At 64.5% G+C, this 14164-nt stretch carries 13 protein-coding genes and 1 tRNA gene; 11 read left to right on the top strand and 3 right to left on the bottom strand.

The window, feature by feature from the left end; all coding sequences use genetic code 11:
* Positions 1-50: 50 nt before the first annotated feature.
* The 8 genes from cyoA (at position 51) to M529_RS33880 (ending at position 6948) form a co-directional block, all read left to right on the top strand.
* On the top strand, positions 51-1199 hold the full coding sequence (gene cyoA / locus M529_RS33915; RefSeq protein ID WP_031294895.1) for a ubiquinol oxidase subunit II: 1149 nt from the start codon (positions 51-53) through the stop codon (positions 1197-1199).
* A gap of 57 nt (positions 1200-1256) precedes the next feature.
* Positions 1257-3275, top strand: coding sequence for a cytochrome o ubiquinol oxidase subunit I (gene cyoB / locus M529_RS33910; RefSeq protein ID WP_021317681.1), 2019 nt, complete (start codon positions 1257-1259; stop codon positions 3273-3275).
* Between the two features lie 6 nt (positions 3276-3281).
* A complete protein-coding gene (gene cyoC / locus M529_RS33905; RefSeq protein WP_021317680.1) occupies positions 3282-3926 on the top strand; it encodes a cytochrome o ubiquinol oxidase subunit III in 645 nt (214 codons plus the stop codon).
* The gene (gene cyoD / locus M529_RS33900) at positions 3923-4303 is read left to right on the top strand and encodes a cytochrome o ubiquinol oxidase subunit IV (protein ID WP_021317679.1); all 381 of its coding nucleotides are present in this window, start codon (positions 3923-3925) and stop codon (positions 4301-4303) included. The genes cyoC and cyoD overlap by 4 nt, the downstream gene beginning before the upstream one ends.
* An 8-nt stretch (positions 4304-4311) precedes the next feature.
* Positions 4312-5013 (top strand): SURF1 family protein, encoded by a 702-nt coding sequence (locus M529_RS33895; RefSeq protein WP_031294893.1) that lies wholly within the window; start codon positions 4312-4314, stop codon positions 5011-5013.
* Positions 5010-6317, top strand: a complete 1308-nt coding sequence (locus M529_RS33890; protein ID WP_021317677.1) for an ATP-binding protein — start codon at positions 5010-5012, stop codon at positions 6315-6317. The genes M529_RS33895 and M529_RS33890 overlap by 4 nt, the downstream gene beginning before the upstream one ends.
* Positions 6307-6840 carry a response regulator transcription factor gene (locus tag M529_RS33885; RefSeq protein WP_021317676.1) on the top strand — a complete coding sequence of 178 codons (534 nt, stop codon included), beginning with the start codon at positions 6307-6309 and terminating at the stop codon, positions 6838-6840. Before M529_RS33890 ends, M529_RS33885 begins: the two co-directional genes overlap by 11 nt.
* Before the next feature lie 34 nt (positions 6841-6874).
* Positions 6875-6948 (top strand) — tRNA-Gly (locus M529_RS33880).
* Positions 6949-6953: 5 nt separating this feature from the next.
* On the opposite strand, the gene M529_RS48340 is transcribed toward M529_RS33880, so the two are convergent.
* A complete protein-coding gene (locus tag M529_RS48340) occupies positions 6954-7820 on the bottom strand; it encodes a heparin lyase I family protein (RefSeq protein ID WP_161626338.1) in 867 nt (288 codons plus the stop codon).
* A gap of 148 nt (positions 7821-7968) precedes the next feature.
* Entirely contained in the window at positions 7969-8877 is a 909-nt protein-coding gene (locus M529_RS33865; protein ID WP_021317673.1) for a sugar kinase, read from the bottom strand.
* A 152-nt stretch (positions 8878-9029) separates the two neighbouring features.
* On the opposite strand from M529_RS33865, the gene M529_RS33860 reads away from it, so the two are divergent.
* Together M529_RS33860 and M529_RS33855 are read left to right on the top strand one after the other, a co-directional pair.
* Positions 9030-10997 carry a hybrid sensor histidine kinase/response regulator gene (locus M529_RS33860; RefSeq protein WP_021317672.1) on the top strand — a complete coding sequence of 656 codons (1968 nt, stop codon included), beginning with the start codon at positions 9030-9032 and terminating at the stop codon, positions 10995-10997.
* A 146-nt stretch (positions 10998-11143) separates the two neighbouring features.
* A complete protein-coding gene (locus tag M529_RS33855; RefSeq protein ID WP_021317671.1) occupies positions 11144-12022 on the top strand; it encodes an alpha/beta hydrolase in 879 nt (292 codons plus the stop codon).
* Here M529_RS33855 and M529_RS33850 read toward each other — a convergent pair.
* Entirely contained in the window at positions 12005-12949 is a 945-nt protein-coding gene (locus M529_RS33850) for an NAD(P)H-dependent flavin oxidoreductase (RefSeq protein ID WP_021317670.1), read from the bottom strand. The two genes, M529_RS33855 and M529_RS33850, sit on opposite strands and share 18 nt — an antisense overlap.
* 135 nt (positions 12950-13084) lie before the next feature.
* Here M529_RS33850 and M529_RS33845 point away from each other — a divergent pair, with 135 nt between their 5' ends.
* Positions 13085-14143: a hypothetical protein gene (locus tag M529_RS33845; RefSeq protein ID WP_021317669.1), complete on the top strand. Its 1059-nt coding sequence runs from the start codon at positions 13085-13087 to the stop codon at positions 14141-14143.
* The last annotated feature ends 21 nt before the right edge of the window (positions 14144-14164 follow it).

Here is a 14164-nt window from a genome sequence, read left to right as displayed (position 1 = left end):
GGACAAAAGGTCCAATGTCGATGCGCTACCCATCTCCCTATGCGGGCGACATGACCGCTCCGTTTACCCGGCCCAAATCCGCCATTCTGCGGCGATTCGCTCCCGTCCTGCTACTCCCTCTCGGGGGGTGCAACTGGGTGTTGATGAACCCTGCCGGCGATGTCGCACTGCAACAGCGCGATCTGATCCTTATATCCACCGTGCTGATGCTGCTCATCATCCTTCCGGTGATGGCGATGACGGTGTGGTTCGCCTGGCGTTACCGGGAAAAGGCGCAGGCTTCGGATTATGATCCCGACTGGGACCATTCGACCAGCCTTGAACTGCTGATCTGGTCTGCCCCGCTGCTGATCATCATCGCGCTGGGCGCCATCACCTGGACCAGCACGCACCTGCTCGATCCCTATCGGCCGATCGAGCGCCTCGACGCTACGCGTAAGGTCGATCCGGCGGCAAAGCGGCTGCAGGTCCAGGTGGTCGCCATGGACTGGAAATGGCTGTTCATTTACCCCGAGCTCGGCATTGCGACGGTCAATGAGCTTGCGGCTCCCGTCGATCAGCCGATCGAGTTCAAGATCACCTCCAGCTCGATCATGAACAGCTTCTTCGTGCCGGCGCTGGCAGGACAAATCTACGCCATGCCCGGGATGCAGACGGTCCTGCACGCCGTCGCCAACAAGCCTGGCGATTTCGAGGGCTTTTCCGCCAACTATTCCGGCGCGGGCTTCTCCCACATGCGCTTCCGCTTCCATGCGACGGACCGCGCCGGGTTCGACCGCTGGGTCGCGCAGGTTCGCGCTAGCAAGGCGCCGCTGGACCGCGCGACCTATGTGAAACTGGAACAGCCGAGCGAGAAGGTGCCGCCGATGTATTTCGGCGCTGTCGAGCCCCACCTGTTCCACGCCGCGCTCAACATGTGCGCGCAGCCCGGCAAACGCTGCATGGACGAGGTGATGATGACCGACATGAAAGGCGGCGCGGGCAAGGAATCGGCGCATGACGTCGAAGGGCTGCGCCATGACGGCACCATCGATGTCGGCGGATATCATCCCCTTCCGCCCGGCAAGCGCGGCGAGATCGCGCAGCCGGCCGGAATGACCCCGGCGGCAGAGCGCACGCCCGCCGAACAGGGGCACCAAGCCCCAGGGCAGAAGGATGCCGACGGCCATGCTGGCCATATGAGCCTCAAGGGCATGTGATGCGCCAGTCCGCCCTCCCCCGCCCCACCCCTTTCCCTTTCGCCTGAAGGCCCGCCCATGTCCCCCCATCCCGCATCCGAGAACAGCGGTATCTGGAAACTGATATTCGGCCGTCTCGACTGGAGCGCGATCCCGATCCACGAGCCGATTCTGATCGGCACCTTTGCCGTCGTGGTGCTCGGCGGCATCGCGTTGGTCGCGGCCGTCACGAAATACCGGCTCTGGGGCTGGCTGTGGCGCGACTGGTTCACCACCGTCGATCACAAGCGCATCGGCATCATGTACATGATCCTGGGCCTCATCATGTTCGTGCGCGGCTTTTCCGACGCGGTCATGATGCGCCTGCAGCAGGCCTGGGCGTTCAACGGGTCGGAAGGCTATCTGACCGCCCATCACTACGACCAGGTGTTCACGGCGCACGGCGTCATCATGATCTTCTTCGTGGCGATGCCGATGATCACCGGGATCATGAACTATATCGTCCCGATCCAGATCGGCGCGCGCGACGTCAGCTTTCCCTTCCTCAACAATTTCAGTTTCTGGATGACGACGGGCGGCGCCGTCATCGTCATGATGTCGCTGTTCGTGGGCGAATTCGCGCGCACCGGCTGGCTGGCCTACCCCCCCTTATCCGGAATAGCCTATAGTCCTGGCGTAGGCGTCGATTACTATATCTGGGGGCTGCAGGTGGCCGGTGTCGGCACGCTGCTGTCCGGCGTCAACCTGATCGCGACTATCGTGAAGATGCGCGCGCCAGGCATGACGATGATGAAGCTGCCGATCTTCGTGTGGACGTCTCTGCTGGCCAACGTGTTGATCGTCGCCGCCTTCCCGGTGCTGACGGCGGTGCTCGCCCTGCTCAGCCTCGACCGCTATGTCGGCACCGCCTTCTTCACGAACGACATGGGCGGCAATCCGATGATGTACGTCAACCTCATCTGGATCTGGGGCCATCCGGAGGTCTACATCCTCATCCTCCCCCTGTTCGGCGTCTTCTCGGAGGTTACATCGACCTTCTCGAACAAGCGGCTCTTCGGCTACTCCTCGATGGTCTATGCGACGGTCGTGATCGCGATCCTCAGCTACCTCGTCTGGCTGCACCACTTCTTCACCATGGGGTCCGGCGCCAGCGTCAACAGCTTCTTTGGCATCACGACTATGGTCATCTCGATCCCGACCGGCGCCAAGCTGTTCAACTGGCTGTTCACCATGTATCGCGGCCGCATCCGCTTCGAGCTGCCGATGATGTGGACGGTCGCCTTCATGCTGACCTTCGTCGTGGGCGGAATGACCGGTGTGCTGCTTGCAGTGCCGCCCGCCGACTTCGTGCTGCACAACTCGCTGTTCCTGATCGCGCATTTCCACAATGTCATCATCGGCGGCGTACTGTTCGGCCTGTTCGCGGCGATCAACTACTGGTGGCCCAAGGCCTTCGGCTTCAAGCTCGACAAGACCTGGGGTCTCCGCAGCTTCTGGCTGTGGGTGGTCGGCTTCTGGGTCGCCTTCATGCCGCTCTACATCCTCGGCCTGATGGGTGTGACCCGGCGCATGCGGGTGTTCGACGACCCCGGGCTGCAGATCTGGTTCGTGATCGCGGGCATCGGCGTGCTGCTGATCGCGCTCGGCATCGCCTGCATGTTCATCCAGTTTGGCGTCAGCATCATGAAGCGCGACCAGTTGCGTGACACGACCGGCGACCCCTGGAACGGGCGCACGCTCGAATGGTCGACCAGCTCGCCGCCGCCCGACTATAATTTCGCCTTCACGCCCGTCATCCATGACGGCGACGCCTGGGCGGACATGAAGAAGCGCGGCTATCAGCGTCCGCTGACCGGCTATGAGGCGATCCACATGCCCAGCAACACGGGCACCGGCATCATCCTCGCTGGCCTGTCGGTCGCCTTTTCGGTCGGCATGATCTGGTACATGTGGTGGCTCGCGGGACTGAGCTTCATCGGTATCCTGGCGGTCGCGATCGGCCACACCTTCAACTACAAGCGCGATTTCTACATCCCCAAGGATGTTGTCGAGCGCACCGAGGGCGAGCGCACACGGCTGCTCGCGGCACAGGGCTGATCCATCATGGCAAGCGCATCCACCGTCGATCCCGCCTTCCTGGACCAGGACGGCAATCCGCTCTTCCATCTAGCGCACGAGCCGCATCATCCGGAAGGCTCCAGCACGGGGCTGGGCTTCTGGCTCTACCTGATGAGCGACTGCCTGATCTTCGCCTGTCTGTTCGCCACCTATGCGGTGCTGGGCGGCAGCTATGCAGCAGGACCGGGGCCGAAGGACCTGTTCGAGCTGCCGCTGGTTGCGCTGAACACCGCCATGCTGCTCTTCTCCTCCATCACCTACGGCTTCGCCATGCTGGCGATGGAGAAGAACCGGCCGGGCGCCACCCAGGCCTGGCTGGCGGTCGCCGGCCTGTTCGGCCTCGCCTTCCTGTCGATCGAGCTCTACGAGTTCTCCAACCTGATCCATGAAGGCGCGACCCCGATGCGGTCGGGCTTCCTGTCCGCCTTTTTCACCCTGGTGGGTACGCACGGTCTGCACGTCACCTTTGGCATCGTCTGGCTGGTCACGCTGATGGTGCAGGTGGGCATGAAGGGCCTGATCCCCGCCAATCGGCGGCGGCTGATGTGCCTCAGCATATTCTGGCACTTCCTCGACGTCGTCTGGATCGGCGTCTTCACCTTCGTTTACCTGATGGGGATGCTGCGATGAGCGCCCACGAACAGCACGACGCCCATGGCCATCATGACGATGGCCACGCCCATGGCAGCTTCGGCAGCTACATGATCGGTTTCGGCCTGTCGGTAATCCTGACGGCCATCCCCTTCTGGCTGGTCATGACGGGTTATTTCACCAATCCACAGACCACCGCGATCGTGATCCTCGGCTTTGCAGTCGTGCAGATCGTCGTGCACATGATCTACTTCCTGCACATGAACACGCGTTCCGAAGGCGGGTGGACGATGATGGCGCTGATCTTCACGCTGGTGCTGGTGGTGATCACCCTGTCCGGCTCGATGTGGGTCATGTACCATCTGAACCACAATATGATGCCGATGAGCGCCCAAGACATGAGCCAGATGCCGTGACAGCCGACATGCCCCGCCGACGGTCGGCGGGGTTCCTGGCTGGCCTGTCGCTGGTCGCGATGCTGCTGGTCACCGGCTTCGCCGCGCTGGGCGTGTGGCAGGTGCACCGTCTTGCCTGGAAACGCGACCTGATCGCGCGGGTCGCGCAGCGGGTACACGCGGCGCCGATCGATGCGCCGCGGGTCGCCACACAGGCGGACGAATATCGCCGCGTGGTCGCCACCGGCCGGTTCCTGCACGACAAGGCGACGCTGGTGCAAGCATCGACGGTGCGCGGCCCGGGATATTGGGTAATGACGCCGATGGAGACCGATCGGGGCTTCATTCTGCTGGTGAACCGCGGCTTCGTGCCCGCGCAGGATCGCCAGTATTATCTGCGTCCAGCGGGGGCCGTCCGCGTGACCGGACTGGTACGGCTCAGCGAACCCAAAGGCGGCTTCCTGCGCAGCAACGATCCCACCGCCGGGCGCTGGTATTCCCGCGACGTCGCGGCCATCGCCGGAACCCGGCGGCTATCGCCCATCGCCGGCTATTTCGTCGACGCGGAGGGCGACCCGGCCACCCATAGCTATCCTGTGCCCGGCCTTACCGTGCTTCGCTTTCCGAACAATCACTTCGCTTATGCGATTACCTGGTTCACGCTGGCGGCGATGACGATGTGCGCCTACATCTTCGTGATGCATCAGGAGTGGAAGGGCGCACGGAAATGAAGCGCCGCTGGTTGCCGAGCCAGTGGCCGGCGGACGCCGCCGGGCGCAAGAACATGGCGCTGCTCGTCCAGCTTCGCTGGATCGCAATCGCCGGCCAGGTCGCGACCATCCTGTTCGCGCATTTCGTCATGGACATCCGCCTGCCCATTGCGCCGATGCTGGTGGTGGCGGGCGTGGCAGCGGCCGTGAACATCGCGAGCTTCGCCGTCCTGCGCCGCCGCACCGACGTCGCCCACCAGGAAACATTCCTGTCGCTGCTTTTCGACGTGCTGACGCTGACCGCGCTGCTGTACCTCAGCGGCGGAGCTACCAATCCGTTCCTCTCGCTCTACCTGCTGCAGGTAGGGCTCGGTGCGCTCCTGCTAGGCCAATGGGCTGTTTGGGGCATCGTCTTGCTGTCGGGGACCTGTGCCGGGCTGCTCTCCTTCTTCTACCGACCTCTTGACCTCAGCGAGGCACTGGAAGGGCATCTGTTCGACCTGCACATCATCGGCACCTGGATCTGCCTCACCATGATCGCGGTGCTGCTGGTGCTGTTCATGGGCCGGGTGACGCGCAATCTCCAGGCGCGCGAAGCCTATCTGGCCGAACTGCGCCAGCGTGCGGCAGAGGAGGAGCATATCGTCCGCATGGGGCTGCTGGCGTCAGGCGCGGCGCACGAACTGGGGACGCCCCTGTCGCAGATCGCCGTCGTGCTCGGCGACTGGCGACACATGCCCGAGATCACCGGCCATCCGGCGCTGGTCGAAGAGGTCGGCGAGATGCAGGCAGCCGTCCAGCGCTGTAAGGCGATCGTCACCGGCATCCTGCTTTCCTCGGGCGAGGCGCGCGGCGAGGCGCCGACGGTGACCGGGGTGCGTGATTTCGTCGAGGGGATCGCGCGCGACTGGCGGGCCGCCAATCCCGGCAATCCGCTGCGCTGCGATTTCGGCCCGCACGACTATCCCCGCATCGTAGCAGACCCGGTCATCCGGCAGGCGATCTTCAACCTGCTCGACAATGCACGCGAGGCGGGCGCCACCTATATCGACATGCTGGTGGGTCGTGACAGCGCGTCGCTGAATATCGCGGTGCGTGACAATGGCGGCGGCTTCAGCCAGGAAATGCTGGCCGATTTCGGCAAGCCCTACCGGTCAAGCAAGGGCAAGCAGGGCGGCGGCCTCGGCCTGTTCCTGGTTGTGAACGTCGTGCGCAAGCTGGGCGGCAGCGTCAGCGCCAGCAACGGCGCGCATGGCGGGGCGATGGTGGTGCTGCGCCTGCCCTTTGCCGCGGTGGGGATGGAGGAGACGAGCAATGGAGAATGACCGCCTGCTCGTGATCGTCGAGGATGATCAGGATTTCGCGCGGACGCTGAAGCGCTCCTTCGAACGGCGCGGCTATGCCGTGCTGCAGGCGGACAGCCATGCCGCGCTGGTCGATCTGCTATCGGTGCGGAAGCCGTCTTATGCAGTAGTCGATCTGAAGCTGGGCACCGAATCCGGACTGCTCTGCGTCCAGACCCTGCATGCGCATGATCCGGCAATGACGATCGTCGTGCTGACCGGCTTCGCCAGCATCGCAACCGCGGTGGAGGCGATCAAGCTGGGCGCGTCCCACTATCTCGCCAAGCCGTCCAATACCGACGACATCGAGGCCGCGTTCGCCCGAACGGCGGGCGATCCCTCGACCCCGCTGGCGCCGCGCGCCACATCGATCAAGACGCTGGAATGGGAACATATACACGAAGTGCTGAAGGACAGTGACTTCAACATTTCGGAAGCCGCGCGGCGGCTGGGGATGCACCGCCGCACGCTGGCCCGTAAGCTGGCCAAGCGCCAGGTCAGTTGACCTGCCTCGCGCACCATGCCATGGCGAATGGCACGCGGGTGTAGCTCAATGGTAGAGCAGAAGCTTCCCAAGCTTACGACGAGGGTTCGATTCCCTTCACCCACTCCAGGCGCTCAGCGAGACACGGCGATGTTGTCGAAATAGACCGTCTGCGTACCGGTCTTGTCTGCCGAGCGATAGGCCCCCAGTTCCAGTCCAAGATCGCGCCAGGCGCCATAGGCGGTGGGAGAAAAGCCCCATGCTCCGCGATAGTCGACTATCTGGCGGCCGTTCATGAAGGCACGGATGCGTCCCCCCGTCTCAGATCCTTTTTCGACGGACAGAAGCTCGAAATTGAAGCGAGTCCATACGCCCTTGCGCATGGTGCCTCGATAGAGAACTCCAGGGTCGCGCGTTCCGTAATAATAGAGCTTCGTCGCAGCGGGATTTCGCACGACAATAATGAATTCCTGCACCTGATCGGATTCGGTGCTTCGGCGAGATTGCGGCACGATGCGCAGCGAAAGGATCGGGCCTCCTGGCTCGATGCCGGGGACTTTTCGTCCTTTGCCGGTGCTGGCGGCTTGAAACACCTGAAAGTGGATCATCTGATGCGGCGGAGTATCGTAGTTCGGGTCAAGTTTCATGGCGAACTGGAACTGCAAAGGTTTGTCATCGCCAATTCTAAAACGGTTCGCTGCCCCACCCGGTAGCGCTCTATAGTGCGACCAGAAGGAATACATGATCTTGTTCTTGGCTGCGCCCGGCTGCGTCGGCGCCATTGAGACGCGCAGGCAGTTGGGCGGCGAAAGACAGCCGGATGACACGATGCCGCTGGACAGCGCGGGCCGCGTGCCTTTGTCGATGGTCGGGCGAATGTTCGCGCCATCCGGGCCGGGAATGGTTGCAATAGGTGCAATAGGTGCAATAGGTGCCTTTGCAGACGGCGCCTGCCCGCCCTTGTCGAAATTCATCGTCAGCAAGGGGCGCGGCGCAGCCATGGCGGCACTGGCGAGCCCAGCGGCGGGGATGAGCAACCAGGGGGTCGGTTTCACCATCTGCTCCTTCGGTCCAGCAATGGAGACGAAGCGGAAGCTGCTCCCCGCAAGATGAACGCGGGTGGAACGGCTGTGGTCCGCCCCGATCGGGTCAGTAAGGCGCCTCTTCGTCACGCGCAGGAATCGCACCACGGCGTCCGATGTTCCAGCCCGCGAGCCGATGACCTGCCAAGGCAGCCTCTACCGGGGGAACGCCCCTCAGTCGGGCGTCGAGAAAGCCGCCGTTGAAGGCATCCCCCGCCCCGCTTGAGTCGATCACGTCGATACGCCGAGGCGGTGGAACCGCCCGGCCGCCGATCAGGCAGCCTTCGCCACCGAGCTTCACCACGATCTGCCTCCCCTGCTCCGCCCCCCAGCGCCCGGCGGCATCTGCGGGATCATTCGCTTCCCCCATCTCCACCTCGTCCGCCAGCGTGGGCAGGCCGATGTCGCAACGCGCGATCGCGCGATCGCGCCACAAGCGGGCCGTTTCGGCGTCGGGCCACAGGCGGGGACGGTAGTTGCCGTCGAACGCCACCATGCCGCCGCGCGCATGCACTGCATCGCACAGCGACAGGAGCCGCTCACGCCCCTCATCGGGCAGGATGGCGAGCGTGATAAGCGAGAAATAGAGGAGGTCGGTTTCCACCGCCTGCGCTGCCATGGCGTCACTGCCCGGCAGAGCGAACATCTGTCGCGCGGCGCTTTCGCTACGCCAGTAATGAAAGCTGCGCTCCCCCATCGCATCGGTCTCGATCGCGTACAGGCCGGGGAGCCGGTGGGCGGCGCTCTGGACCAGGCTGGTGTCGATCCCTTCGACCTCCCAGGCGCGACGCAGGTCTTCGCTCATCGGGTCGGTGCCGATCGCGCTGGCGAACCGGACCCTGTGACCGAACCGTGCCAGATGAACGGCCGTATTGATCACATCGCCGCCATAGCGGAGATTCCAGCTCTCACCGTCGCTTCGGCTGAGTTCCAGCATTGCCTCGCCAATGACCGTGATCGTCGCACCCGCGCTCATTCCGTTCAATTCCCCTAGCAAGCGAAGGGCGCTCTGGTGCTGTCGCCCCGCTACGAAGTCAACCATAGGAGATCATCGGGCGGGAACGTTTTTCCCCCCGCGCCGTTTTTTCCATTCAGCAAAAGTATAACCTGATTGCGAGGCGGGGTTTCATGACAGTGTCGGCGGCGCCGAACTTTGTAGGCAACCGCTTTGAACTGCTGGTCCAGAGCGTGACCGACTATGCGATCTTCATGCTCGACCCAGATGGAACGGTCATGAGCTGGAACCCTGGCGCCAGGCGGTTTAAGGGGTATGAGGCCGAAGAAATCGTGGGCCTGCATTTCTCTCGCTTCTACACCGAAGAGGATCAGGCAGCCGGCATTCCCCAGCGCGCACTGAAGACCGCAGAACAGGAAGGGCGGTTCGAAGCGGAAGGCTGGCGGGTGCGCAAGGATGGCAGCCGATTCTGGGCCAATGTCGTGATCGACCCGATCCGCGCGCCCGATGGCACATTGATGGGTTTCGCCAAGGTGACGCGGGATCTGACAGAGCGCCGCGCGATCCAGGAAGAGCTGCGCCGAAGCGAGGAACGCTTCAGCCTACTGATACAGAGCGTCACCGACTACGCGATCTACATGCTCGACCCGGTCGGCACCGTCACCAGCTGGAACAGCGGCGCGGAACGTATCAAGGGGTATCGTGCCGACGAGATTCTAGGCCAGAACTTTTCCCGATTCTATTCGGAAGAGGACCGCATGGCGGGAATGCCGTCCCGCGCCCTCCACACGGCCAGCATGGAAGGGCGGTTCGAGGCGGAAGGCTGGCGTATCCGCAAGGACGGGACGCCTCTCTGGGCCCACGTTGTGATCGATGCCATCCGAGATTCGCAGGGGACACTGATCGGGTTCGCCAAGATTACCCGCGACCTGACGGAGCGCCGCGAGGCACAGCGGGCGCTCGACGAAGCGCGCGAGGCGATCTTCCAGACGCAGAAGATGGACGCGATCGGCAAGCTCACGGGCGGGGTTGCCCATGACTTCAACAATCTGCTGGCGGTGATCGTCGGCAGCCTGGACCTGGCACGCCAGCGCCTGGCGGTGGGCGCAGACATATCCCGCTATATCGACAATGCCATCACTGCCGCGGAACGGGGCGCGACGCTGACCCAGCGCATGCTGGCCTTTGCCCGCAAGCAAGAACTGCGGTTGCAGAAGGTCGATGCGCTGGCGCTTGTGCGGGATATGGCGGAACTGCTGAAGACCACGCTCGGCGCTGGCGTAACGATCGAAACCCGCTTTCCCCTGACATTGCCCGATGCGCATGCCGATCCCGCGCAGCTGGAGCTGGCACTGCTCAACCTGGCGGTCAATGCGCGCGACGCCATGGGCGGAAACGGGCATCTGGTCATGGAAGGTGGCGAAGTCTTCATCACCGAAGGAGAACGCCCGGACCTCGCCGCGGGCCGATATGTGCGCCTGTCGGTCCGTGACGAAGGCGAAGGGATGGACGAGGAGACCCTTGCTCGTGCCCGGGAGCCCTTCTTCACGACGAAGGGCGTAGGCAAGGGTACGGGCCTAGGCCTGTCGATGGTGCACGGCTTCGCGCAGCAATGTGGCGGATCGCTGACCATCAAGAGCGCTCCGGGCGCGGGAACGACCGTGACGCTGTGGCTGCCCGTCGCACCTGAAGACGCCGCGCGCGAAGCGGTGACGGCGCTGACCGCGTTCGAACTCGCCAACAGCGACCCGCTCGTCATCCTGGCGGTGGACGACGATGATCTGGTGCTGACGAACACGGCAGGCATGCTGGAGGAGCTGGGCCATACCGTATTCCAGGCAACATCGGCGGCCGAGGCGCTGCACATGCTGGAAAATGGCAGGGTCGACCTGGTCATCACCGATCATGCCATGCCGACCATGACCGGAGCGCAGCTGGCCGACGAGATAGAGGCCAGGATGCCGGACCTGCCCGTGATCATCGTCACGGGCTTCGCCGAACTGCCGCCCCATGCAAGCCTTCGGCCGCGGCTCGACAAGCCGTTCCGCCAAGCGGAACTCGCCCGCATTGTCGCGGCCGTGCGACCTGGAGGCACGGCTGGCCCTACGCCAAATTGGGAGGCGCCTGACACGCGCAGCTGATTCCTCTCCACACTATTCCGCAAGAACAGCGCGCAGGACGCGCGGTGGGAGGGAAATATCGGAGAAGGGCCAGCTTCGCTCTTGCATGCGCGGTGCAGTTCGCCAATGGGGAAGCGTATCCCCTTCCCCATCGCCGACAGGACTGCATGGACACGCCCACCGCGCCCACCCCGACGTCGCATTATTTCACCTCGCTGGGAACGCGGCTGCATTATCTGGACTGGGGCAACAGCGCCGCGCCGGTGCTGGTCCTGGTGCATGGCGGATTCGACCATGCGCGCAGCTGGGACTGGACCGCGCGCGCGCTCGCCCGCGACTACCACGTCATCGTGCCCGACCTGCGCGGCCACGGCGACAGCGCCTGGTCGTCGGAAGGCAGCTATGCCATGCACAATTATGTCTATGATCTGGCGCAGCTGGTGGAGCTGGCCGGGCGGGACAGGGTTTCGATCGTCGGCCATTCGCTGGGGGGATCGATCACCTTGCGCTATGCCGGGCTGTTTCCCGAGAAAGTGGGGAAGATCGTCGCGGTCGAGGGACTCGGCCTTGCGCCGCGGCGACTCGCCGACCGGCTGGAGAAGCCGCAGCCGGACATCTGGCGAGACTGGATACTGACCCGTCGCGCCGCCGCGTCGCGCATTCCCCGTCGCTACCCGACCATCGAGGCGGCGGTCGCGCGCATGCGCGAACGGAACGACCATCTGTCGGTCGAGCAGGCGCTGCATTTGACCATCCACGGCGTCAACCGCAACGAGGACGGCAGCTACAGCTGGAAGTTTGACAACGCGCTGCACGCCCAGATCATCGAGGGGATGGCCGAACAGGCTCTCCCCGCCTTCTGGCAGAGGATCGCCTGCCCCGTTCTGCTGTGCCTCGGCCTCGACAGCTGGGCTTCCAACCCGGCGCAGGATGGGCGAATGGCGCATTTCCGCGACGCGCGTCTGGCCGAGTTCGCCGATGCCGGGCACTGGCTGCACCACGACCAGTTCGACCGCTTCGTCGAAACGCTACGCGCCTTCCTGTGACGGGAAAGCGGCGATCGCGGCCTGGTAGCCCGCCTTCAGCCCAGCGATGAAATCGGCGGCCGGCTGAACCGCGCTGACCGCGCCGATCCCCTGCCCCGCACCCCATATGTCGCGCCACGCCTTCTTGTCGCCGCCGGTCATGGACGCGAAGTCCATCGCCGAGGCTTCGGGCAGATGGTCGGGATCAAGCCCCGCCGCCACGATGCTGGGCCGCAGATAGTTGCCGTGAACGCCGGTGAACACGTCCGAATAGACGATGTCGCCCGCGCCGCTGTCCACGATCATCTGCTTGTAGGCGGCGTCCGCATTCGCCTCCGTCGTGGCGATGAAGGGCGAGCCCATATAGGCGAGGTCCGCCCCCATCATCTGCGCCGCCGCGATCGATCGGCCGGTGGCGATCGCGCCGGACAGCGCCAGCGGGCCGTCGAACCACGCCCTGATTTCCTCCACCAGCGCGAAGGGGGAGAGCGTGCCGGCATGGCCGCCCGCCCCCGCCGCGACGGCGATCAGGCCATCGGCCCCCTTCTCCACCGCCTTGCGGGCGAAGGCGTTGTTGATGACGTCGTGCAGGACGAGGCCGCCATAGCTATGGATCGCCTGATTCACGTCCTCGCGCGCACCGAGCGAGGTAATGACGATCGGCACCCGATATTTGACGCAGAGGGCAAGATCCTCCTCCAGGCGGGCGTTGGTGCGATGAACGATGAGATTGACGGCGAAGGGCGCGTCCTTTTCCGTCAGTTCGGCACCGAGCTGCTGCAACCATGCCTCAAAGGTACCGCTGGGCCGCGCGTTGAGCGACGGGAAGGCGCCGACGATGCCGGCCCGGCACTGTGCCAGGACCAGCGCGGGCTGCGATATGATGAACATCGGCGAACCGATGAGCGGCAGCGACAGGCGGCCTTGCAGCTGGGCCGGCAGGGTCATGGCAGGGCTCTCCTTGTTTATCAGCGTCGGCGCTAGCATCGCAAACCGCCGCCCACAAAGGCGAATTTTATGTGTGTTGATGCAGTAATACAGTAGTGCTACAAGATCGTGTGGAGGGGATGGAAGGACAGGATCATGTACAGCGAGAGCGATCTACAGGATGCCGTAGCGGCGGGGGCCATCACCCCGCAGGCGGCGGAGGCCCTGCGTGCGCATGTCGCGGCGCTGCGGGCCAGCCCGGTGGTGGACGAAGAACATTTCCGGTTGCTGAGCGGGTTCAACGATATTTTCGTGGCCATCGCCTGCGCCATCCTGCTGGTGGCGGTCGGCTGGCTGGGCGACGGCTTGCGATTCGGGGCGGCGGAGCACCACCCGACCCCCGCATCCGGCCTGCTGATCACCGCGGCGAGCTGGGGACTGGCCGAATATTTCACCCGGAAGCGGCGGATGGCGCTGCCGTCGATCCTGCTGCTGGTCGGCTTTGCGGGCGGCCTCGCCTTCGCGCTGGTTGCCCTGATGATGCAGATCGTCCCCGATGCCGATGAAAGCACCGGCGCGCTGATCCTGTCCGCCATCGCGGCCGTGGTCGCAGTGGGCGCCTGGGCGCACTGGCGGCGCTTCATGGTGCCGATCACGGTCGCGGCAGGCGCTGCCGCCGGCGCGGCGGTGCTGGGCGGGCTGATCCTGTCGATCGCCCCGGAGAGCGAGACGCTGCGCTTCGGCCTGCTGCTGGCGGCGGGCATCGCGATCTTTGCACTGGCGATGCGCTGGGACATGAGCGACCGCGCGCGCACCACGCGCCGGTCCGACGTCGCCTTCTGGCTGCACCTGACGGCCGCGCCGATGATCGCCCATTCGCTGTTCCACCTGCTCGGCATCTTCAGCGCGCAGACGATGGATGCGGGCACGGCGCTGATGGTGGTCGCGCTCTACATCGCGTTCGGGCTGGTGGCGCTGGCCATCGACCGCCGGGCACTGCTGGTTTCCAGCCTCGCCTATGTGCTCTTCGCCCTCTACGCCCTGTTCCAGAAGGCCGGGGCGGTCGAGATGTCGGCCGGGTTCACGGCGCTGGTGATCGGATCGGCGCTGCTGCTGCTCTCCGCCTTCTGGCACCAGGCCCGCGCGCTGATCGTCGGCGGACTGCCGGATGGATTGAGCGAGCGCCTGCCCTATCTCGACCGGGTGGCGGCATAGGAGGGCGCGCTTCCCCGCCCG

Source organism: Sphingobium ummariense RL-3 (assembly GCF_000447205.1).
GTDB classification, from domain to species: Bacteria; Pseudomonadota; Alphaproteobacteria; order Sphingomonadales; family Sphingomonadaceae; genus Sphingobium; species Sphingobium ummariense.
Note: the sequence above shows the minus strand (reverse complement) of the source record. Positions and strands in the feature narration are given on the sequence as shown.